A 21471-nucleotide genomic window follows, 5' to 3' on the forward strand; every position below is an offset into this window, starting at 1 on the left:
GCGCGTATCATACCCGCGCCCGCCCGATGTAAACCGGACGGGCGCCGCACTCATCTACTTGTAATACGTCTTGAACAGCTTAAAGTGGCGCAGCTTGGTGTGCCACATGCGCAGCCAGCGGTTAAAGACAAAGTCGCCCTTCATAAACGAAGGGTCGGCGCCCTTGCCTTCCTTGTCCAGGCGATGCACCTTCGCGCGCAACTCGGGATCCTTGACGTACTTGTCGACGACGCCCATGGGAACGACCATCCACAGGGCCTCGTCCTGCGCCGTCACAAACTCCGGCTCAAACGGGCGGTTGAACACATACTCGTCCACCACATACTTGGCAACGTTAAAGCCGCTGTTGGTGACGTAGTAGTTGCTGCGACCCTGGCGCGTGTTGAAATCGAAGAACTTAAACGAGCCGTCGCGCTCGTCGTACTTAACGTCAAAGTTGGAATAGCCCACAAAGTGAAGGTCCTCGAGCAACTTGCGCACGCCACCCATAAGCTCGTCATTGGGCTCGGTGATGATGCAGGCGTGATTACCGACGCCATGGGGCTGATGCTCCTCGAGCAGCACGTGGCCCAGGCACATCATGCGGACCTTGCCGTTGCGGTCGGAATAGCTGGTGAGCACGCGCATGTACTCGTCGTTGCCGGGCACGCGATCCTGCAAGATCAGGTCGTCGGTGTAGCCGCTGGCATACGAGTCGCGAATGACCTGTTCCAGCTCAGCACGGTCGGCAATCTCATAGGCCTTTTTCTGGCCCTCGAACTCGTGCTGCCACCACATGATGCCGTCGGAAGGCTTCAGGATCATCGGGTAAGGAAAATCGATCTGGTCGAGCACTTCGGCAGGTGCCTCGCCTTGGGCATTCAGCATCGCCATGGTGAAGGTAAAGGTATGCGGATAGGGCACGCCATGCTTCTCGCACAGCTCGTAGAAGATCTCCTTCTTCTGACACTGCTCAAGCATGCTGTAGGGAGCGTAAGGCGCGACGATGTTATCCGCCAACTCATGGGCATCCTTGGCCTGAGCCACGAGGGCAACATAGTTATCTCCACAGCCCACAAGGACAATCGTCTTATCGGCATGCGCTTGGGCAATGCCGTTGACGGTCCTGAGCATCACGGGCATGGTATCGATATCCACGTTGGGCGTGTAGTCGATAATCTGACTGCGGTACGCGGGACCCGTCTGATACTTGCCAAAGACCAGACTCTTGACCTGGTACTCCTCGTAGAAGGCGCGCGCCACCGAATAGGCGTTGATGTCGCCACCGAGCAGCACGGGGATAAACTCACGCTCTGTAAACTGCAATGCCATGGATACTTCCTATCATCAACTGCCCATACGCTGAGCGGTCTTTATGCAACCTGTTTATTCTAACGTGCCGGGCCGTCTCCTCCTAAAGCTCCACCGTATCTATGGCAATCAACGCAATTATCTAGTATGAAAGCCGCGCTCACCGCGATAGGGCCCTGTAGTTGCAAAACCCCACGTTAAGAGAGCTTTCACAGCCCAAAACTCGCCCACAAACAGGTCCTCGTAACGTTAAAGTTGAACTCTATGGTTTCTCAACAATTCGATATAACTGCAGGTCAAAGCCAAAGCCTCAAGTTCAACTTGACCCTTTAGAACCTTTAAGGTTCAAGTTGAGGTCGAAAGCAGTAGTAGAATACTTTTCGAACCATAACCTACGATTGATTGCAGAGGGACTGGATGCAGCATTCGAACCATCGCACCGCAGCGCTCATCGCGTCGAAGCCGGCTCGTATCATCACGAGCGCCGCGCTCGCCGTTGCACTGACGGCCACGCCGATGCTCTCCCCCGTCGCGGCATATGCCGCCTCGCAGGCAACGCAGGATCAGCTTTCCGCCGCCCAGCAGAAGATCGAAGCCGCCACGGGCGCCTACAACGAGGCCCGCACCAAGCTCGAGGACCTTCAGAAGCAAATCGACACCAACGAAGCCAGCATCGAGCAAATCGAAGCCGAGCTTCCCGATCAGCAGGCCAAGGCGAGCTCCGCCATGCGCGATCTGTATAAATACCAGAAGGGCACCAACCCCATCGTGAGCTTCCTGGTCAATGCGCAGAGCCTGGGTGAGTTCATCACGACCTGCAAATACACCAACCAGATCACGAGCTCGAGCGTCGACGAGATCGAAGAGCTCAACAATATGCAAACCGAACTCGAGCAGAACAAGGCCGAGCTCCAGCAGGCCAAGTCACAGCTTGAGGCAGAGCAGAAAAGCGCCGAGGATGCGCTGGCGCAGGCCCAGCAGCTCCGCAGCGAGGCACAGGCAAAAGCCGAGCAGGAAAATGCCGCCGAGCTTGCCAAGCTTGAGGCCGATAAGGCCGCTGCCGCCGAGAAGCTCTCGGGCGAGGGCGTAAGCGGCAGCAATTCCAGCAGCCAGGCCACCAACACCAACACCACCATCGACACCACGGTGAACAACTCCAATATCGGTAGCTCCGATTACGATTCGTTCATTAATGAGTGGACGAGCCGCATCGACAATTATCTCGCCGGCTCCCCCATGGCAGGCCAGGGCTATAGCTTTGCCGTCGCCGCCTGGAATACCGGTGTCGACCCCCGTTGGTCCCCCGCCATCGCCTGTATCGAGAGCACCAAGGGTGCTTATTGCGCCAATTCTTACAACGCCTGGGGCTGGAGCGCCGTTGGCGGCGGTTGGCGCAGCTTCGGCAGCTGGAGCGAGGGCATCTCAGCCCACGTTGCCTATCTTGGTCGCAATTACGGCTCCACGCTTACCCCGGCAGCCGCCAAAAAGTACTGCCCGCCCACGTGGCAGGACTGGTATAACAAAGTCGCCGCTCAGATGAACCGCATCTAAGTGCGACTGCAAAGGGCCCCAATGGGGCCCTTTTCTTTTAGGTAGCGGAGGTATCGACGACGCCGGTCGCATTGGCAACCGCGACTATGACGATCATGCATAGGAGCAGCACACCCAATGCCTTGAGCCAGAGTTTCGCGAGTTTCTTGCCGCGATAGCTGTCGAGCAGTACGAATCGCCGACGAAGACGGCGCTTATCGAGCAGCGCAAAATGCATAAGCACCATAAGGCCATCGACAAAGAAAAAATACTCGATTATGAGAAGCCACGTCGGGTAGCCTTGGTTTGCTCCCGTGGGGTGGAAGACGGCAAAGTGACTTCCGGCAAAGAACACAAGTAGCGAGAAGCAGACAAGCGTATTCCAAATGCGCCCCAGAGACTCCGGAACGCGAGAGAGCAGACCGCATGCAGCGGAGGCGGCAGACCTAGGAAGCCCTGCGGGGTTCTGGAGCCCTTGGAGCGTCAACACCGTCTCCGAGGCCGGAGTACGGACAGGCGCAGGTGTAGGAGGCCGCACGGGGCGGCTCAGATCGTATGCCGAGCGCGTCGCCCGTCCCAACGCTTCCGCACTCGCAAAACGCTTGGCCGGGTCGAGCGCCATCGACATGCAGACGGCATCGGCAAGTGGAGTGGGAATGCCACGCGCCTCGCATTGCTCGCGCATGTCGAGCCCTGGTTTAGGGTCGACTCCCGTCAAGCAGAAGAACAACAGGGCGCCAAGTGCGTAGACGTCGCTGCGCACACTCGTCTGCCCAAACCCATACTGCTCGGGTGGCGCATAGGGTCGCGTGCCGAACTTGACGGTGTCTGCATCGGCGCCATCGCGCCACACGCGCGCGATCCCCAAGTCGATAATCACCAGCGATGAAAACGCCAGGCCCTCATCAGGCGTATAGTTGGCACCTGTCACGATGATATTCGACGGCTTGAGGTCGCGATGGATCACCGGCGCCGACGTCTCCCCCGCCATTGCAAAACCGGCGTGGAGCTCGCCCACGGCATCGCATAGGGCAGGATACAATTCACGCGCATAATCGGGGGTGGCTCCCAGACGGTCCACCAGCACCCCGAGCGTCTCCCCTTCGATGTATTCCATAACCACGTTAAGCTCGTCGCCCACACGACGACAATCGACGATTCTGGGCAGGTGCTCAAAACGCCCACCTGCCCGCTGGGCGGCAAACAGACGCTCGTATGCCCCGCCGATTTGAGCCGAAGCATCGATGCGTTTACGGACAAAGGGGCCGAGCGAACCACCGCCGGTTCCTTCAAAGTACACGAGCTCGGTTGTTTCAACGGACGAGCGCTTAAGCACTCGCTCCACGCGATAGCTGTCGTCGCGATCGAGCGACGCCAGGTGCTCGGCAAGCGCTGCGGTCAGCTCGTCATCAGAATATGTTGGGGTCTGAGTATCCATAGCCTCCATCATAGCGCAGGGCGCAGACACCCCATGGCATCCGCGCCCCGTTCGTTTGCATGGTTGTTCTGGTGACACCGCCGGCTCAGCCATCGGCCACTAACTCACCGTTTCCTCGCCAAAGCGATACAGCTCCTCATTGACCTTTTGCAGGCTGCAGCCACGATCGATGCAGAAAATGATAATCGCATCACGGCGATCTTTGCAGTTGAGGACATTGGCACCTGCCGCTGTCAAGGCGCGGTTGGCCTCCTTGAGCGTCAGCGCCATGGCAAAGGCAATCTGCAGCACCTTATTGCGGCTCGGATGCCGCGCTCCGGTAAAAATCTGATAGCCAAACGTCTCGTTGAGGTCGGCCATACGGACCACGCGCGAACGCTCCAGTCCCTTTTCCTGCAGCAGCTGCTTTAGATAATCCGAAAGCGACGGGGCGGCAAAGTCGTGTTCCTTTATGTAACCATCGATACTTGGCGCATCAAGGAGCTCGTTGAGCAGCTCCTCGGTCAGTTTCTTATCGGGCATACGACTTCACCTCCCCCAGTGCATGCAACATGCTAGAAACCGCTTACGTCCGAACGCTCCCAGCTAGCAACCTGGTCGGGAGACACCGTACCCAGCGCCTCGAACTTCCAGGAGCCGCCCGCCTTCAGATGATTGGTGTTTGCAAGAGCCGTTCCAACCTGGTTGCCATCGGCATCATACAGAACATACTCAATCTGGATGTAGCTCTTTTCCTTGTCCGTGTTATTGGTCAGCGTGCCCGTGATCTTGTAGGCAAACTGATTGGAGGTGTCTTCAGCCTCATCAGCAATGGTATACGGTTCTTGCGGTTCGTTTTGCTCCTCAGCCTGCTGTGTCGCCTCGGCAGGTTTTGCCGAATCGCTCGCAGACGAATCGGTTGAATTACCACCCATAGAGCCCACGGCACCGACGATAACCAGCACCACGATGACGCCTAGGACAATCTTGCCGATCGGCTTCTTTCCCTCTTTTGCCATTGTTCATCCTTCCTACGATCCGGCTACCGTGCCGGCACACAGCACATCGTAGAAAGGATTGAACTTGGATTCATTAGCTGAGAGCTAAGGCTGTGGTAAACGGCCAATGCAGTTATCCAAACGCCGAGCAAACGCACTTTACGCGACCGTCTGCTGGCAGTGCATCAACCCACCGTGACGGATTCCCCGGTAAAGGTGCTCACAACCAACAGGATAAAGAAGGCCAAATAGCTGATGCTCAGCAGGTAGGCAATAACCAAAAAGATGGTCCATCCAACATTGCTCTTGCCTTCGGCACGGCGCTGTTCGCGAGAACGACACAGCCAGATCGTCACGCCAATAGCGACAATCAGCAGCACGAGCGCCGCTGCGGCTAGCCCGGCAAGCGCAAACATCACGCCAATGCCCACAGCAATAACCGGAAGCAGCAGCAAGCCGCACCCGCACCCACCAGGACTGTACACGACAGATTGTCGGCGTCGCCTCATCGTCACTCCATCACAAGCAATCGTTTGTAGACATCGAGGCCTTTGAGTAGGATTTCCTCGTCAAAGAGAATGGTATCGGTATGCAGAGCGCTCATCGTATAGGCTGGGCAGCCATCAGCATCGATCGGGTTTTCTTGTCCCTCTGGCACGCCCGTGCCCAGCAAAAAGAACACGCCCGGCAGATGGCGCTGATAGAACGCGAAATCCTCGGCGATTAGCAGCGGCTCGTCCACGAGTTGCAGCTCGGACAAGGCGGGCGCAATATGGGCGAACAGCTCGGGGTCGTTATCGACTGGCGGATAGCCCTCGGCAAAATTGAGATCGTACGTGCAGCCCGTTGCGGTGCACGCCTCGTCGAGCACACGGCGTACGCCCTCGCGCGCACGGTCGAACATGGCGTCCGTAAACACACGCAAGCTACCGGCAACATGGGCCTCCCCCGCCACGGCGTTACAAACGGTGCCGGCCTGCAGCAGGCCGAACTTACCGATACAGGGCTCATCGGCGCCTAGCTCGTCCATCAGCTCGCGCTCGGCAACCAAGAACTTGGCAGCCGCCAGCGCCGCATCGTGCGATTCCTCGACCGGAACCCCATAGGTCTTGGCGATATGGATGCTCGTCCCGTGAATGTGTACATGCGTCTCGCTCGAACGTGCCAGCAGCGGACCGGGGCAGCTCGCCAGCGTGCCGGCGGGAAGGTCGGGCCACACGTGAAAGCCAAAGATGCGATCGGCGCCATAGCGCTCGAACACGCCGCTCTCGCATACCGTCTTGGCACCACCGGTTGTCTCCTCGGCCGGCTGGAACACAAAGAGCACGTTACGTTTAATGGTGCCCGGCTGCTCGCGAATCGTACGGTCGACATACGTCGCGGCGGCAAGCGCCGTGGCCATGTGCCCGTCGTGCCCGCAAGCATGCATCTTACCGGGATGAGACGAGGCGAAGGCCGCACCCGTCGCCTCGGCAATGGGCAGCGCATCCATATCCGCGCGAATCGCCGTGGCATGCGTGGCACCAACGCCAGCGTCAAAGAAAGCGCAGACGCAGCTGGGGCACGGATGGGTCAGCTCGCAGTCGAGCGGCGCCAGCACGCCCTCGATATAAGCGATCGTCTGCGGAAGATCGAAATCGAGCTCCGGAATCCTGTGCAAGTCGCGCCGATAGCGACGGAGTTCTTGGAGCTCGGTCATAGAGAATCCCTTCGTAAGGCACATCTGTTGCAACTTATTGTGATACAGGATTGTGGCACACATGTTTCCAGCATATCCCTGCATTTTTTAAACGTTATATACGAATACTCTTGTTTGGTAAAGTGCAACGTGGTAGGGTCTTTACCACTTGATAGAGGCGCGGGCACGAAGATCCGCGGGCGAGCCGGCAGGCTTTGACCCCGTGGGGAGGCGAAACCCGCCGAACTGGGTTTTTCGGGCACGAACAGCCTGGTGGGCCTGCGAGAAACACCCGCAGGACTGTCTGCAGCAATGCGGGAGCGCTATCCGGACATTGGGTCCACGCTATGCGGATTCGATGCGCAGGTAGCGCCGTCTGGATAGCGAGGTTTACGGGACATGTCATTGACTCCCAACGAGGCATATGTGGCAAAGAAGCCGTTTGTGGACAAGGAAACGCTCGAGCATATCGTTGAGCAGTTCCCCACGCCGTTTCATCTATACGACGAGGCGGGCATCCGCCGCAACATGCAAGAAGTGCGCGACGCCTTTGCATGGAACCCGGGCTTTAAGGAATACTTTGCCGTCAAGGCCAACCCTAACCCGGCACTTATCTCCATCCTCAACGAATACGGCTGCGGCTGCGATTGCTCGAGCTATACCGAGCTCATGATCGCCCGCTCACTGGGCATCACCGGCCACGACATCATGTTCTCGTCCAACGACACGCCGGCGGCCGACTTTGAGCTCGCCGACAAGCTGGGTGCCATCGTCAACTTTGACGACATCAGCCACATCGAGTTCTTTGAGCACGTTGCGGGGCCAATCCCCAAGACGGTCAGCTGCCGCTTTAATCCGGGCGGTCTGTTCCAGCTCTCCAACGGCATCATGGACAACCCGGGCGACTCCAAATATGGCATGACCACCGAGCAGCTCTTCGAGGCCTTCCGCATGCTCAAGGCCAAGGGCGCCGAGGACTTTGGTATCCACGCATTCCTTGCCAGCAACACCGTCACCAACGACTACTACCCCAAGCTCGCGCGCATCCTCTTTGAGCTTGCCGTACGCCTGGAGCGCGAGACCGGCGCACACGTCGCCTTCATTAATCTATCTGGTGGCGTCGGCATCCCCTACCTGCCCGAGCAGCAGGCCAACGACATCCACGCCATCGGTGAAGGGGTACACACGGCCTACGACGAGATTCTGGTTCCCGCCGGCATGGGCGATGTGGCGATCTGTACCGAGATGGGCCGCTTTATGATGGGCCCCTATGGGTGCCTGGTCACCAAGGCCATCCACGAGAAGCAAATCTACAAGGACTATATCGGCGTGGACGCCAGTGCCGTCGACCTCATTCGTCCCGCCATGTATGGCGCTTACCACCACATCACGGTGATGGGCCAGCCGGGTGGCGACGACAAGACCACAACGCCCGTTACGGACACCTACGACATCACGGGCAATCTGTGCGAGAACAATGACAAGTTCGCCATCGACCGCGAGCTGCCGCATATCGACATGGGCGACCTGCTCGTGATTCACGACACCGGCGCGCATGGCTACTCCATGGGCTACAACTACAACGGCCGTCTGCGCTCCGCCGAGGTCCTGCTGCGCCCCGATGGCTCGGCAGACCTCATCCGCCGCGCCGAGCGCCCGGGCGATTACTTTGCCACGCTCGACGTGCTGCCGTGCGGCCGCGAGCTGCTGGCCAAATCGCGCGCCGATGCCGCCCGCCGTCGCGCTCAAGACGAGCGCCTAGCAGTCGCCGCCCAATGGAACAAACGCGTCCAGATCGCGGAAGCGAAGGAGAAGAACATGGATATCCGCAATCTCGAGGGCTCAATCGTCGCCCTTGTCACGCCGTTTAAAAAGGACGGCAGTGTCGACTTTGACGCACTTGAGCGCCTTATCGATTTCCACCTGCAAAATGGCACTGACGCCATCCTCACCCTGGGCACCACCGGAGAGAGTGCCACGATGACCGACGACGAGGACAACTCCGTTGTCGCCGCAGTGGTCAAGCAGGTTGCGGGCCGCGTCCCCGTTATTGCCGGCTCGGGCTCTAACTCCACGCAAACCATGCTCACTAAGTCGCTCACTTACCAGGGCCTGGGTGCCGATGGTCTGCTGCTCATTACCCCCTACTACAACAAATCTAACGAAGAGGGCATCTACCAGCACTTTAAGACCGTGGCCGACGCCGTGGACATCCCCTGCATTTTGTACAACATCCCCGGCCGCTGTGGCTGCGGTATCAGCGAGCGCAACGTAGAGCGCTTGGCCGCGCACCCCAACATCATGGGCATCAAGGAGGCCTCGGGCAACGTCGCCTACGCGGCCAAAATCGCCCACCTGCTGTCCGATGACTTCCGCATGTACTCGGGCGAGGATGCACTCACCGTGCCGCTCATGAGCCTAGGCGCTTCGGGTACCATCAGCGTGTGGGCCGACGTACAGCCGCAGCTCGTGCACGACATGTGCCGCGCTTATCTGGACGGCGACGTAGCGCGCGCCCGCGATATCCAGATTGCCGGCCAGCCGCTCATCAACGCCCTCTTTAGCGAGGTCAACCCCATCCCCGTTAAGGAAGCGCTCGCCCAGATGGGCATGATCGAGGCAAACTACCGTATGCCGCTATGCCCCATGGCAGACGACACGCGAGCCGCACTTACCGATACTCTGAAGGGAGCTGGTCTGCTTGATTAAGACCGTCATTATGGGAACGGGCCGCATGGGCTCGCTCATCCGCACTACCGCCGAAGGAATTGTCGACGCCGCCGGGAAGCCCGTTTTTGATATCGTGGCCCAGATTGGCTTCGATTTGAGCGAGCTCGAGAACGCACCGGCTGCCGATGTGATTATCGACTTCTCGAACGTCGTGACCTTCGACGCCGTCGTCGCCTATGTCGAGCGCACGGGTACGGCGTTGGTCTCGGGCACCACAGGCTACACTCCCGAGCAGATGGACCGCCTGCGTGAGCTGGGCCAGAACGCCCGCGTTATGCACTCGGGCAATTACTCCATCGGCATCGCCGCCCTGCGTCATCTAGTGGCCCAGGCCACGCGCGAGCTGCCCGGCTTTGACTGCGAGATTGTCGAGACGCACCACAACCAAAAGGTTGACGCCCCCAGCGGCACCGCCAAGCTGCTGCTCGACGCCGTAGTCGAGGCCGAGCCCGAGGCAGGCTACCACCCCGTCTACGGACGCGAGGGCATGTGCGGCGCGCGCGACCCCAAGGAAATCGGTATGCACTCGTTGCGCGGCGGCACCGTCGCCGGCGTGCACGAGGTGAGCTTCTTTGGCCAGGACGAGGAGGTCACGCTCACGCACCGTGCCACGAGCCGCCAGATCTTCGTCAACGGCGCCCTGGCCGCCGCCCAGAAGCTCGTCACCCGCGAGCCCGGCTTCTACACGTTCGACCAGATCATGTTTGCCTAACCAGGTATCAACCGGATCCACCCAAAGGAGAGACAGCATATGAGCAACGCAGCCGAGATGGATGCACAGGAGATTATCAACTACATCGCCACCGCGCCCAAGAAGACGCCCGTCAAACTGTACGTGCGCGAAAAGCCCGGCATGGAGGTCCAGTGGGGCAACGCACGCGTCTACGGCGATTGCCGCGGCAAGACCGTCATTGGCGACTGGGATGAGCTCAAGGCAATCCTCTACGCTAACGACGATTCTATCGATTACTACGATGTGGAGAACGACTGCCGCAACTCCGCCGTGCCCATGCTCGACCTTAAGGGCATCAACGCCCGCATCGAGCCGGGCGCGATCATCCGTGACCGCGTCGAGATCGGCGATCGCGCCGTCATCATGATGGGCGCCATCATCAACATCGGCTCCGTCATTGGCGAGGGCTCCATGATCGACATGGGCGCCGTGCTGGGCGGCCGCGCCACCGTGGGCAAGAACTGCCACATCGGCGCTGGAACCGTGTTGGCAGGCGTCGTTGAACCCGCAAGCGCCACGCCCGTCATCATCGAAGACGACGTCATGATCGGCGCCAACGCCGTGGTCCTGGAGGGCGTGCGCGTGGGCAAGGGCGCCGTCGTGGCCGCCGGTGCCGTATGCGTCGAGGACGTCCCCGCCGGTGCCGTCGTGGCCGGTGTCCCCGCCCGCGTCATCAAGATGCGCGACGAGAAGACCGACAGCAAGACCGGCCTCGAGGAAGGCCTGCGCCAGCTTTAAAAGTTACGCGGTTTTGACAAACCGCGTTTTCGCTGACGTATGCTCAACCTGCGGCGCAGTGTCAGCAACCAAGCCGAAAACAAAAAAGGCCGAAGCACCATCGGGGCTTCGGCCTTCATCATCTCAGAGTTCCGTCGTATTCAACCATGGCAGACTGCTTCAACAGACGCGCCGTGGCCGTCTTATAGACCTCGGAACGGTCACGCCGCCCAATTGCTACAATCTCGGCAATCTCAACTGTTCCGTCCTCTCGAATTCGAAAAATCATTCGGAGTCCCGCGTTTCGCCATTTGATCTTTTTGCAGCCGGCAAGCTCACCGTGAAGCGGCGTTCCGATTTCATCGGCGCGCGTCTTTAATTTTTCTATTGCAATGCGCACGAGTCTTCGCTGAGAACCATCAAGCTTTTGATATTCCTTCTCGACATCTCGATTCAAAAAGCCGATGACAAAATGCCCACTCATTCGAAAAGGTCCTCGTCGGAAATCGCGTCGGGATCCATTGACTCAAACTCTGCGAGCTCATCAGGAGTTAAGGCGTCCTCAAACGGAATAAACTCGTGCGGACCGTTCTTGATTCGGTCCGCCGCGATGCGATCAATCTCAAGTTCGCGCAGGTACTGCAGCGCACCGTACATTTCCTCATAGGCGGCATAATCGACAATCACGGTATCGATATCGTTATGGTCTGCAATGAATTGCGGGGCACGCTTGGCGCGCTTGCGTATGGCGGATAAAGACTTGCTTGCTTCGGTAGCAGAAACAACCTGGTCTTTCGTAAACACCGGTTTTTCCAGAACAAGTGGGGACATTTTTGACCTCCAAAAAAATAGTCTGGATTATATTTCCAAGTATACATCGAAATATAATCCAGACTTTTATTCAAAAGTAAAAAGCTTTATCGATTCTCGATGCTGCCAATATTCTTGAGCTCGATGGAGATGAGGCCGTTGGGCTCGTTGACGAACTCGATGTACTCGGAGTTCGAACCCATCTCGGCCGGAAAGCTGATCTCGATGCCCGTGTCGGTACGAATCTTGTGATTGCGCACCGCCGCGCGTTCTACCTGCTTGCGCTCCACGGGCACGCGCTCGGGCACCTTCTCTTCGGTCAGTGCCGCGCGTACGCTTTCCTTGATGACCGGCTCGTCCTCAAAGACCTCGTCGACGATATCCCAAGGCGGCAGTTCCTCGTCATCCTCGACCTTCTCGGCAACGGCAGCTTTGACCTTAGCCAGTGCCACAGCTGTGTTAGCACCGTGCTCCTCGGCGACTTCCTCGACCACACGCGTCACGGTGTCGATGACCTCCTTGCCCGATACGCCCGTGTCGCACTGCAGCAGGCCATCGGGGATAAGCATACGGTCCTCACCGGCAATCTTGCGCTTCTTGTCCACATAACCGATCTCCATGGTGCTCGCGCGCACGATGGCATAGCTTGGCACCTTTTGTGAAGGATTCGGCAGGATAGCATAGTGGCGCGTGATGTCGTTGCGCACCTCGCCCTCCTCGCGGCCCACTTCGTGCATAAAAGCCTGCTTGGAGCCCAGCAACATCACGGCAAACCAGCGGGCATCCTCGTCGTCGTCAAAGTCGGCCACGAGCACATCGGTGGACTCGGCTTTTTCGGCCTTGGTGAGCTCGGAGGAAATGAACTCCGCAATCTGCTGCGACAGGTCCACGAACTCGCGCTCGCCAAAGAAATAGCCCTTGAGTTCGCCGCCGAATGCGGAGTTCTCGGCAAACGTGGCGCGCTTGTTATCGGCCGATGTACGGGCACGGCGCAAATGTGTGGTCACAAAGTTGCGCACGGTGCGGCTCTCGATATCGAGCTCTCGCTGGCTCATGACGTTGACGGCAGAGTCAAAGTCCAGGATATGCAGAATCGCGTGATTGATTTTCATATACGGCATTCCGTTCTAGATCGAATTGAGCACGAACCAGTATAGCGGTCGAGCCCGCCCCAGGCGCATCGAAGATTGGTGCATCGGGGACAGGTTGCTTTGCACCAATGGCTAGCGCAGGAGCTCGGACTGCCAAGCCTCGAGCTGTTCTGCCAAACTCTTGCCGGCAGCGGGCATGTCGATCTGGGGTCGTTTGGGCAGCAGTGCGCATTTAAGGATTGCCGCGATGGTCTGCGAGACAAAGCGTCGCGTATCCTTGTCAAAGCCTTGCGCAGTCTGGAGCATCACGGGCAGGCTCTCGCGCAGATTCCCGGCGATATCCGCAAACCGCTCAGCACCCGTAGCCTCAAGCACGGAGAACAACGCATCTACAAAACGCTCGCGCTCGCTAGGCGACACCGCAAGCAGCATCTCGCGAATGGAGCCATCAACGTATCGAGCACCGGCGGACAGGCGCTCACAGTACACGAAGTCGCGACCATCAACCACCCAGCTAAAGGGATTGTGCTGCAGCAGGCTGAACTCGGTGCTCTCAACGATGGCATAGTCCTCCTGCGTCTCGAACATCATGCCAAAAATCGACGACCGAGGTAGCGTCTTGTCGATTCGACTGGATAGATCAGCGAAGGCGCTGCCGTTCAGAAACTCCTCGACGAAGCCCGGACCATCATGGGAATACGCCCGTTCGATTCGCTCACGGGCGACATCGGAGCACATCGCCGCACCGTACACCGCAAGGTTTCCACCCTTGGAATGACCTCCGCACAAAAGCGGCCCGTCAATCGTATCCGCTGCCTCGTCCACATAACGCGCCGCGGATTCCTGGGCCGGCACAGGACACCGGAACGCCATGTTAAAGTCCTCTTTCCAGCCCACAATCGTGCTGTCGGTCCCCCGGAAGGAAAGATAGCTAAACCCCGCCGGAAATCGGAACGTCATAGCCGCAAACTGCTCTGTCACCACCACATCGCTCACGGCACGATAGCCGCAAACGTGCACGCCACGGTAGCGAGGGCTTGCTGCCACGGCCTCCAACAAGGCCCTGCTCCCCTCCGGATCCCACAGGTCGCCAATCATGTCCCGGTAGCACTCGGCACGCAGCAGCTCGCGTACGTCAAGACCCTGCCAGCCGGTAAGCTCCGGCATATCCCCCGGCAAACGCAAATAGGACAGCCACGCAAAGACCAGGCTATCCACAGCGCAGAACGACCGTTCCTCAAACGGATCAAACGCCGTCTGGGCATAGGTCAAAAAATTAGGCGAATCCGACATGGCTCTCCCATCAACAATGGCGCAAAGCAACCTGTCCCCCTTGCACCAAAAAGGCGCCCGGGTCGTGTGGACCCAGGCGCCTTCATTGTAGCTTGCTGGCAAACGAGCCTAATTTAGCAGGAGAAGTCGACGCTGTCGATGATGTCCTTGAGGGCCTTGGCGGAGACGGTGAGCTCATGCTGCTCGTCATCGTTCAGCGGCACGGGGACGCGGCAGACAACGCCGTCGCGGCCAACGACGGTCGGCATGGAGATGGCAAGATCGGACAGGCCGTACTCGCCCACCATGAGCGAGGAGACGGGCAGAACGGTCTGTTCATCGCGCATGACGGCAGTGCAGATGCGCTTAACGGCCATGGCGACGCCGTAGTAGGTGGCGTGCTTCTTCTCGATGATGGTGTAGGCGGAGTTCTTGACGTCCTCGGCGATGCGCTTCTCGGCAGCCTCATGCTCCAGATGGCCGTGAAGCTCGCAGAAGGTGTTCAGCGGAACGCCGGCAACCTGAGCGCTGGACCAAGCGACAAACTCGGAGTCGCCGTGCTCACCCATGACGTAGGCCTGAACGTCGCGCGGATCGACCTCGACGTGAGCGCCGAGCATCTGCTGCAGACGGCCGGTGTCGAGCACGGTGCCGGATCCGATGACGTGGCCCTCGGGCAGACCGGACATCTTGATGGCGGCATAGGTCAGAACGTCGACCGGGTTGGAGACGATGAGCAGAATGCCGTCAAAGCCGGACTTCTTAATCTCGGGAATAATGGACTTAAAGATGTTGACGTTCTTGTTGACCAGGTCTAGGCGGGTCTCGCCGGGCTTCTGGGCAGCTCCAGCGGTGACGACGATCATAGCGGCGTCGGCGACATCGGAATAATCGCCGGCGTAGATCTTCATCGGCTCGGCAAACGTCATGCCGTGCGCGATATCCAGTGCCTCACCCTCGGCGCGGTTCTTGTCCACGTCGATGAGGACCATCTCGGAGAACAGACCACTCTGCATCAGTGCGAACGCCGAAGACGAACCGACGAAACCGCAGCCGACAATAGCGACCTTCTTCTCGTTAACCATTAGAAACTCCCATCTCTCTGCACAAACAAGCCGCCCGGGAACGACCCGAGCGGCTTGCCGTAATCCCAATATAGCCAATCGGGACTTTGATTATGCGCCTATTCGCAGCCAAAAATCGACCGTTTACCGAAATTGTTTGCAGAATTCGTAAGATAACTGCCCGAAATCGGTTTCGAACTATTGACGCGCCTAAATGTCTTTTTAATACAGACCCGCCTCGCGAATAGCCTCGACGGCCAGAGCGATCTGATCGGGCGGCAAGACCAGCGCCATGCGCACGTGTCCCTCGCCCGAAGGCCCAAAGCTCGCACCCGGCGTCACCACAACGCCGGCCTTCTCCATGAGCTCCTCGCAAAACGCCATGGAATCGGTACGGCCGCCGGGAAGTTTGGCCCACACAAACATCGACCCATGCGCGTTGGGACGCTCCCAGCCCAAGCCCTCAAGGCCGTCGCACAGGGCACCGCGGCGCTCCTGGTACTTCAGACGCTGTGCCTCAACCTCATCGCGCGGACCGTTCAGGCAGGCGATGGCAGCCTTTTGGATCGGGAAGAACATACCGAAGTCAATCTGGCCGCGCAGCTTGGCAAAGGCCGAGACCACGTCCTCGCGACCGACCAAAAAGCCGATGCGGGCACCGGTGACGTTAAACGACTTGGAAAGCGAGAAGAATTCCACGCCCACCTCGAGCGCGCCGGGATACTGCAAGAAGCTTCCGCCCGGCTCGCCGTCGAACACGATGTCGGAGTACGCGTTGTCATGGACGATGAGCAGGTCGTGCTCGCGGGCGAAAGCGATGATCTCCTCGTAGACCTCGGGAGTGCCCACCGAGCCGACCGGGTTCGCGGGCAGCGACACGATCATATACTTGGCACGATCGGCCACCTCGGAATCGATACCCGCCACATAGGGCAGGTAATTGTGCTCGGCAACCAGCGGATAGTATTCGAGCTTGGCATCGGCGATCTTGGCACCCGCCTCAAAGACCGGGTAACACGGATCGGGAACCAAAATGGTGTCACCCGGATCGAGCAGGGCAAGGCCCAAATGGCCCACCCCCTCCTGCGTGCCGTTGCACGACTGCACCATGGACGGCGTAATGCCCGAAACGCCAAAGCGACGCTCATAGTAATCGCACACGGCCTGCTTAAGCTCGGGCAGGTCGCGCAGGGCATACTTCCACATCTCGGGGTCCTGGGCGGCCTGGGTCAGCGCCTCGACCACGTGGTCGTACGGCTTAAAGTCGGGCGTGCCCACGCTCATGTTGTAAATGGTCTTGCCCTGAGCCTTCAGCACGAGAAGCTTATTGTTGAGCGAGGCGAAGACCTCCGCGCCAAAGCGGTCGAGACGCTGCGATGCCTGCATGGTGCCACCTTTCGATATAAAAAACGCGGCGCTCCGACAAGAGCGCCGCGCGATACGGGCCATCAGATTGCAAAAGTGTAACGCTTGCAACCCCCGTATTGGTTCAATTTAACCAACCTTAGTCAACTGGATTGAGCGCGTCGATCTGCGCAAGCCACAGACGCGAGCTAGCGTCACTCGGCATACGCCAATCGCCGCGCGGGCTGAGCGTCACCGAGCCCACCTTGGGACCATCGGGCAGGCAGCTGCGCTTAAACTGCTGGGCAAAGAAGCGACGATAGAACGTACGCAACCACGTGTGAACGGTCTTGACGTCGTAGACGCCCTCGAAGCTCTTGAGCGCCATGCGGTAGATCTTGCCGGGCTCAAAGCCAAAACGCAGCAGGTAGTAGAGGAAGTAGTCGTGGAGCTCGTACGGGCCCACCAAATCCTCGGTCTTCTGCGCAATCTCGCCGTCGCCCGTGGGCGGCAGAAGTTCGGGAGACACCGGCGTATCGAGGATATCGAGCAAGACCTCGGCAATGCGCCCGCCAAAGACATCAGCCGCATAACGCACCAGATGGCGCACAAGCGTCTTGGGCACGCTCGCGTTGACGGCGTACATGCTCATGTGGTCGCCATTATAGGTAGCCCAGCCGAGCGCCAACTCCGACAGGTCGCCCGTACCGATAACAAAACCGCCAGCCTGATTGGCCAGGTCCATCAGGATCTGCGTACGCTCGCGGGCCTGGCTGTTCTCGTAGGTCACGTCCTGCACGGCCGGATCGTGCTCAATGTCCCTGAAGTGCTGCTCCACGGCCGCGTGGATCGAAACTTCGCGGAAGCTCACGCCTAGGTCGCGCGCGAGCGACTCGGCGTTGGACTTAGTGCGGTGCGTCGTACCAAAGCCGGGCATGGAGACCGCCGTGATACCCGTGCGCGGCAGCCCCAGCGCATCGAAGGCACGCACGGTCACGAGTAGCGCCAGCGTGGAATCGAGGCCACCGGAAAGGCCGATGACGGCCGCCTTGGTGCTCGTATGGGCAAGGCGGGTCTTGAGGCCGGCAGTCTGCAGGTCGAGGATGGTCTCGCAGCGCTCAGCCAGGTCACCGTGGTCGGCCGGCACAAAGGGCGCGCGCGGGAAGACGCGGTCGATGTCGAGTGCATCGCGCAGGACAGGCTCTTTGGCCGGCACGCCCTCAAACGAAAACTCAACGGTCGTGGCCTCCGGCGCATCGTCCGCGCGCGTCCACGTCGTCGAGCGGCGGCGCTCGGCAACCAGACGGTCAAGGTCAACGTCGGCGATGACCATATCGCAGGTAAGCAGTTTGGTCGCGGCGAGCTTGGAGCCGTTTTCGTAGACAAGGTTCTCGCCCGCAAAGACCATATCGGTCGTGGACTCGCCCTCGCTCGCGTCCGCGTAGGCATAGGCGCAGTACAGGCGCGCGCTCTGGTTAGAGATAAGGCTGCGGCGGTAATCTGCCTTACCGATAATCTCGTCCGAGGCCGACGGGTTGAGGATCACCGTCGCACCGGCAAGCGCCATCTCGGTCGAAGGGGGTGCCGGCACCCACAGGTCCTCACAGACCTCAACGCCCAGCACCAGGTCCTCGGTACCCTCATCGCAGCAGCGGTAGACAAGCCCCGAGCCAAGCGGCACCGGACCCTGACCGGCAAATTCAATCCACACGGGATCGGCCGGCGCCGGAGCAAACCAGCGGCACTCATAAAACTCGCCGTAGTTGGGCAGATACTTTTTGGCCGTAAGGCCCAAAAGCTCGCCCGCACAGCACACGGCCGCACAATTGTAGATGTTTTCGGCCACCGCAACGGGAAGACCGATGGTAAAGATGATCGGCAGCTCACGGGTTTCATCGAGGATGCGCACCAGCGCCGCCTCGCAGCCATGCAGCAGCGTGCGGTTATGGAACAGATCAGCCGCGGTATAGCCGCACAGGTTAAGCTCGGGCAGCACCAACGCGCGAACGCCGCGCTCGGCAGCTCTGCGAACAGCTGCCAGCGCAACCTCGGCATTACCCTCGACATCTGCCACGCGAATCTGCGGCGACGCCGCCGCCACGCGCAAAAAGCCATCAGACTGAGAAAGGTGAAGATTCATAAGAATGCTCCCGTGCGTAGACGCTATTCAACACAATTAGCAAGCCCTATTGTAGTTCAACCGCCGGGTGGAACCACATCCCACCAACTTGGTGAGCTATTGATGAGTTGATGGTATCTGTTAAATGTCACGTACGATTCACATCTGGTGGGTACCCTGATGGCTACACGAAACGAAGTAGATTTACACCGGGAGGACCCCGTATGACAACCAAGTACACCGATGCGCCGCGCACGCGCGTCATGACGCCGGCATCGCTCAACAACGGCGTGCACGAGAACCATTCCATCGGACAGACCATGGCCATCGCGCCCAAAAAGGGCCTGTTCGATGACATTTCCATTCCCCAGATCATCGCCGGCGCCGCAGCTGCCGCCACGAGCGTGGCGCTTGCTTCAAAGATCGGCATTGCCGGCTCGGTGATTGGTGCCGCTGTGAGCTCAGTCATCACTGTTGTGTCTTCGCAGGTCTATCGCCACTTTATCTCCGCCAGCGCCGAAGCAATCAAGGGCACGCATGCCGCTGTCGACTACCCTACCGGCGCCTACGAGCCCGTTGAGCCCAATGTCGAGGAGCACCTAGGTGGCGCCGCAACCACGCAAGAGATGCGCCAGGTTGCGGGACGCGCGACCACGGCGCGCGTCGCTCCCAACAGCCTGCGCGCCAAGGCGGCGGCCGAGCGCAGCCAGACGCAAAAGAAGGTCATCATCTTCTCGATCGCTATCGCCATAGTCGCGGTCATCGCCTGCGCCGGCGCCATCCTTATCACCACTGCCGGTGAGGGTCTGGGCGAGCGTCCCGAGCCGATCCTTTCGTCGCGCACGACCGAGAGCGATGCAAATGGCAACACCCAGTCGCAGGATCAGCAGGCACAGACGGACGATACGCAAGACAGTTCTCCCTCTGCCAATTCGTCCTCGAACACCCAAAACCAATCGCAGGGCACCGATTCCTCTACGGCCAACAGCAGCACGCCGTCCGGCACGACCGACTCAAGCCAAACGACTGACGGTTCGCAGCCGAGCACGGGCGGCCAGACGAGCGACAGCACTTCGGGAACGGGCGCAGCAGACAGCAGCAACACCAACAGCTCGAACAGCTCGAGCGGAACCGCGTCCGGCACGGCATCCGACAACTCGAGCCAAGGCACGGCATCGGGCAACTAAGCACATTTGCCTCTCATAGATAACCGACCTGTATAACGGGCGCGAATCGACAGCGGTTCGCGCCCGTTTGCCTTGGGCGCCGCCATGGCGAACGCTATGCGATGGTAAGATGCTTTACATGTGTAAAGAGGAGATTTGCCATGAGCAAGACAATAGTTAGGCCCACGCTTTCGCTGGGCAACCACATCTATCTGTATCGACTGCTACGCGATGCGCTTGGATGCGGCAAGCAAACGTTTATGACGCAGGTCGAGGAGGCACTCGCCGCGGGCGATATGACGGCCTACGACCTGGGCTTTGAGTCCACGCGCGAGTTGCTCGAGGAGCTTGACGACTGCATTAAGCTGACCGTCTTTAAGGGCGGTCGCCTGTATGCCACGGTCATCGCAAACGAGGCCTGGGATGCCGCACTTGCCAAGGGCGAGGACAAGCCCAAGGCAGTCAAGGGCGCCAAGCAGTCCTACAAAAAGAAAAAGCGCGGTGAGAAGGACCTCAAGGCCGTGCGCCCCAAGCACGTAAAGCGCACCGAGCCAGAAGCCATGGTTGAAGCCGTGCCGGAACCCGAGCCCGAGACAGAGATCGAAGTCGCTATCGAGGTGACGGCAGAAGCCGAAACCGAAATCGCCACCACAACTGATTCCGAAGCCATGTCTGATCAGGAAGCCACTGTTGAGCTCAACGAGACTCCCACGTCGACAATCGAAGAGACGGCTGGCCAACCCGAGGCGCCCGTGTTCCAGAATAGCGATGTCTTTGGCGACAATGCCGAGGACGGTCAGTCTGACGAGCCCGCAGATCAAAACGCTACCGAGGCGACACCGGAGCCCGAGACGCCGCAGCCCGCCATCTCGCTCACGGTCGTCTATGACCCCGAGAACGCCAACGCAGGTATCACCACCATGGCTTCCACGCCGGTTGAGACAAAGCCATCTGTCGAGACAGAGGACGCCCCTCAAACCAATACCAAAACCGAGGCCGAAGACACGTCCGTCCCCGTGGAACCGACAGATTCCGCAGCTAAGCCGGAAGCGGCGCCTGAGTCTGCAGCCGTCATCGAGTCTGTGCCCACCGCTGCTTGCGACCAAATTCCCGCACCAGCACCGGCTTCGGCGCCCGTAGCGGCCCCAACCCCCGCACCCGCAGCACCTACCACCCCCGAGGACTTCCCCATCGATTTCGCAACCGAGGTCTTCTGCCCCGGTCCGTTGCTACACCAGTTGTCGACCTATCTCCCCTACGGCGCCGACACGCTCGGCATCGTCGGCGAGTACTACTGGATCGCCCGCGAACGCGGTACCATCGAGGCCGCGCGAAACCGAGCAAGCTTCCCCCTGCGCTACACGCAGGCCGGCGAGCGCCACGAAGTCACCGTGCGCATCCGCCGCAACACCACCGGCGGTCTCGGAGCCACCTGGGCCATCGATAAAGTCGAACCTTCTACCAAGTAACAAAAAGGGACGATAACCCTCAAGGTTATCGTCCCTTTCTCAT

19 protein-coding genes and 1 riboswitch are annotated in these 21471 nt (G+C 59.5%); of the genes, 6 read left to right on the top strand and 13 right to left on the bottom strand.

Translation table 11 applies throughout. From position 1 onward, the window contains the following. Positions 1-54: 54 nt before the first annotated feature. Positions 55-1311, bottom strand: a complete 1257-nt coding sequence (locus tag DWX25_RS05640; protein WP_099431498.1) for an ATP-grasp domain-containing protein — start codon at positions 1309-1311, stop codon at positions 55-57. Between the two features lie 396 nt (positions 1312-1707). On the opposite strand from DWX25_RS05640, the gene DWX25_RS05645 reads away from it, so the two are divergent. Next, positions 1708-2841 carry a glucosaminidase domain-containing protein gene (locus DWX25_RS05645; RefSeq protein WP_117799045.1) on the top strand — a complete coding sequence of 378 codons (1134 nt, stop codon included), beginning with the start codon at positions 1708-1710 and terminating at the stop codon, positions 2839-2841. Positions 2842-2878: 37 nt separating this feature from the next. Here DWX25_RS05645 and DWX25_RS05650 read toward each other — a convergent pair whose 3' ends face one another. The 5 genes from DWX25_RS05650 to DWX25_RS05670 form a co-directional block, all read right to left on the bottom strand. Next, positions 2879-4258 carry a protein kinase gene (locus tag DWX25_RS05650; RefSeq protein ID WP_158557581.1) on the bottom strand — a complete coding sequence of 460 codons (1380 nt, stop codon included), beginning with the start codon at positions 4256-4258 and terminating at the stop codon, positions 2879-2881. A gap of 99 nt (positions 4259-4357) precedes the next feature. Beyond that, complete coding sequence (locus DWX25_RS05655; RefSeq protein WP_117743488.1) at positions 4358-4780, bottom strand: XRE family transcriptional regulator; 423 nt, start codon at positions 4778-4780, stop codon at positions 4358-4360. Positions 4781-4812: 32 nt separating this feature from the next. After that, positions 4813-5256 (bottom strand): FxLYD domain-containing protein, encoded by a 444-nt coding sequence (locus DWX25_RS05660; protein ID WP_117799043.1) that lies wholly within the window; start codon positions 5254-5256, stop codon positions 4813-4815. A 164-nt stretch (positions 5257-5420) separates the two neighbouring features. Continuing rightward, positions 5421-5690 (bottom strand): hypothetical protein, encoded by a 270-nt coding sequence (locus tag DWX25_RS05665; RefSeq protein WP_117743490.1) that lies wholly within the window; start codon positions 5688-5690, stop codon positions 5421-5423. Between the two features lie 56 nt (positions 5691-5746). Then, positions 5747-6934: an N-acetyldiaminopimelate deacetylase gene (locus DWX25_RS05670; RefSeq protein ID WP_233505230.1), complete on the bottom strand. Its 1188-nt coding sequence runs from the start codon at positions 6932-6934 to the stop codon at positions 5747-5749. 144 nt (positions 6935-7078) lie between these two features. Beyond that, a riboswitch (Lysine riboswitch) is annotated at positions 7079-7247 on the top strand. A 65-nt stretch (positions 7248-7312) separates the two neighbouring features. Here DWX25_RS05670 and dapA point away from each other — a divergent pair. From dapA to dapD, 3 genes are read left to right on the top strand one after another with little or no spacing between them, the layout of a single operon-like run. Continuing rightward, positions 7313-9622 carry a 4-hydroxy-tetrahydrodipicolinate synthase gene (gene dapA / locus DWX25_RS09690; RefSeq protein WP_147336100.1) on the top strand — a complete coding sequence of 770 codons (2310 nt, stop codon included), beginning with the start codon at positions 7313-7315 and terminating at the stop codon, positions 9620-9622. Further along, positions 9615-10355, top strand: a complete 741-nt coding sequence (gene dapB / locus DWX25_RS05680; RefSeq protein WP_199407136.1) for a 4-hydroxy-tetrahydrodipicolinate reductase — start codon at positions 9615-9617, stop codon at positions 10353-10355. Before dapA ends, dapB begins: the two co-directional genes overlap by 8 nt. Positions 10356-10394: 39 nt before the next feature. After that, complete coding sequence (gene dapD, locus DWX25_RS05685; protein ID WP_117735265.1) at positions 10395-11114, top strand: 2,3,4,5-tetrahydropyridine-2,6-dicarboxylate N-acetyltransferase; 720 nt, start codon at positions 10395-10397, stop codon at positions 11112-11114. 118 nt (positions 11115-11232) lie between these two features. On the opposite strand, the gene DWX25_RS05690 is transcribed toward dapD, so the two are convergent. The 7 genes from DWX25_RS05690 to DWX25_RS05720 all read right to left on the bottom strand — a co-directional run bounded on the left by DWX25_RS05690 (position 11233) and on the right by DWX25_RS05720 (position 18814). Further along, the gene (locus DWX25_RS05690) at positions 11233-11577 is read right to left on the bottom strand and encodes a type II toxin-antitoxin system RelE/ParE family toxin (RefSeq protein ID WP_117735266.1); all 345 of its coding nucleotides are present in this window, start codon (positions 11575-11577) and stop codon (positions 11233-11235) included. After that, entirely contained in the window at positions 11574-11897 is a 324-nt protein-coding gene (locus tag DWX25_RS05695) for a hypothetical protein (protein WP_158557580.1), read from the bottom strand. The genes DWX25_RS05690 and DWX25_RS05695 overlap by 4 nt, the downstream gene beginning before the upstream one ends. A 113-nt stretch (positions 11898-12010) precedes the next feature. Further along, positions 12011-13015, bottom strand: a complete 1005-nt coding sequence (locus tag DWX25_RS05700; protein ID WP_117743492.1) for a nucleoid-associated protein — start codon at positions 13013-13015, stop codon at positions 12011-12013. Positions 13016-13126: 111 nt separating this feature from the next. Further along, positions 13127-14287, bottom strand: a complete 1161-nt coding sequence (locus DWX25_RS05705) for a DUF2974 domain-containing protein (RefSeq protein ID WP_117735269.1) — start codon at positions 14285-14287, stop codon at positions 13127-13129. A 113-nt stretch (positions 14288-14400) separates the two neighbouring features. Then, the gene (locus tag DWX25_RS05710) at positions 14401-15351 is read right to left on the bottom strand and encodes an L-lactate dehydrogenase (RefSeq protein ID WP_117735270.1); all 951 of its coding nucleotides are present in this window, start codon (positions 15349-15351) and stop codon (positions 14401-14403) included. A 201-nt stretch (positions 15352-15552) separates the two neighbouring features. Next, positions 15553-16716 (bottom strand): pyridoxal phosphate-dependent aminotransferase, encoded by a 1164-nt coding sequence (locus DWX25_RS05715; protein WP_117799042.1) that lies wholly within the window; start codon positions 16714-16716, stop codon positions 15553-15555. Positions 16717-16834: 118 nt separating this feature from the next. Next, positions 16835-18814 carry an NAD(+) synthase gene (locus DWX25_RS05720; protein ID WP_117799041.1) on the bottom strand — a complete coding sequence of 660 codons (1980 nt, stop codon included), beginning with the start codon at positions 18812-18814 and terminating at the stop codon, positions 16835-16837. A 203-nt stretch (positions 18815-19017) separates the two neighbouring features. Here DWX25_RS05720 and DWX25_RS05725 point away from each other — a divergent pair, with 203 nt between their 5' ends. Both DWX25_RS05725 and DWX25_RS05730 read left to right on the top strand, forming a co-directional pair. Beyond that, positions 19018-19980: a hypothetical protein gene (locus DWX25_RS05725; protein ID WP_117799040.1), complete on the top strand. Its 963-nt coding sequence runs from the start codon at positions 19018-19020 to the stop codon at positions 19978-19980. Positions 19981-20120: 140 nt separating this feature from the next. After that, a complete protein-coding gene (locus tag DWX25_RS05730; protein ID WP_117799039.1) occupies positions 20121-21428 on the top strand; it encodes a hypothetical protein in 1308 nt (435 codons plus the stop codon). The last annotated feature ends 43 nt before the right edge of the window (positions 21429-21471 follow it).

Origin of the sequence: Collinsella sp. AF18-8LB (assembly GCF_003459795.1) — a bacterium.
Classification (GTDB): domain Bacteria; phylum Actinomycetota; class Coriobacteriia; order Coriobacteriales; family Coriobacteriaceae; genus Collinsella.

Excerpts from the sequence above, each read along its gene's own strand:
- DWX25_RS05710 (WP_117735270.1), bottom strand. The coding sequence starts at position 15,351 with ATGGTTAACGAGAAGAAGGTCGCTATTGTCGGCTGCGGTTTCGTCGGT.
- dapA (WP_147336100.1), top strand. The coding sequence starts at position 7,313 with ATGTCATTGACTCCCAACGAGGCATATGTGGCAAAGAAGCCGTTTGTG.
- DWX25_RS05690 (WP_117735266.1), bottom strand. The coding sequence starts at position 11,577 with ATGAGTGGGCATTTTGTCATCGGCTTTTTGAATCGAGATGTCGAGAAG.
- DWX25_RS05730 (WP_117799039.1), top strand. The coding sequence starts at position 20,121 with ATGAGCAAGACAATAGTTAGGCCCACGCTTTCGCTGGGCAACCACATC.
- DWX25_RS05660 (WP_117799043.1), bottom strand. The coding sequence starts at position 5,256 with ATGGCAAAAGAGGGAAAGAAGCCGATCGGCAAGATTGTCCTAGGCGTC.
- DWX25_RS05645 (WP_117799045.1), top strand. The coding sequence starts at position 1,708 with ATGCAGCATTCGAACCATCGCACCGCAGCGCTCATCGCGTCGAAGCCG.
- DWX25_RS05640 (WP_099431498.1), bottom strand. The coding sequence starts at position 1,311 with ATGGCATTGCAGTTTACAGAGCGTGAGTTTATCCCCGTGCTGCTCGGT.
- DWX25_RS05670 (WP_233505230.1), bottom strand. The coding sequence starts at position 6,934 with ATGACCGAGCTCCAAGAACTCCGTCGCTATCGGCGCGACTTGCACAGG.
- DWX25_RS05705 (WP_117735269.1), bottom strand. The coding sequence starts at position 14,287 with ATGTCGGATTCGCCTAATTTTTTGACCTATGCCCAGACGGCGTTTGAT.
- DWX25_RS05655 (WP_117743488.1), bottom strand. The coding sequence starts at position 4,780 with ATGCCCGATAAGAAACTGACCGAGGAGCTGCTCAACGAGCTCCTTGAT.
- DWX25_RS05720 (WP_117799041.1), bottom strand. The coding sequence starts at position 18,814 with ATGAATCTTCACCTTTCTCAGTCTGATGGCTTTTTGCGCGTGGCGGCG.
- DWX25_RS05700 (WP_117743492.1), bottom strand. The coding sequence starts at position 13,015 with ATGAAAATCAATCACGCGATTCTGCATATCCTGGACTTTGACTCTGCC.
- dapD (WP_117735265.1), top strand. The coding sequence starts at position 10,395 with ATGAGCAACGCAGCCGAGATGGATGCACAGGAGATTATCAACTACATC.
- DWX25_RS05725 (WP_117799040.1), top strand. The coding sequence starts at position 19,018 with ATGACAACCAAGTACACCGATGCGCCGCGCACGCGCGTCATGACGCCG.
- DWX25_RS05650 (WP_158557581.1), bottom strand. The coding sequence starts at position 4,258 with ATGGATACTCAGACCCCAACATATTCTGATGACGAGCTGACCGCAGCG.
- DWX25_RS05715 (WP_117799042.1), bottom strand. The coding sequence starts at position 16,716 with ATGCAGGCATCGCAGCGTCTCGACCGCTTTGGCGCGGAGGTCTTCGCC.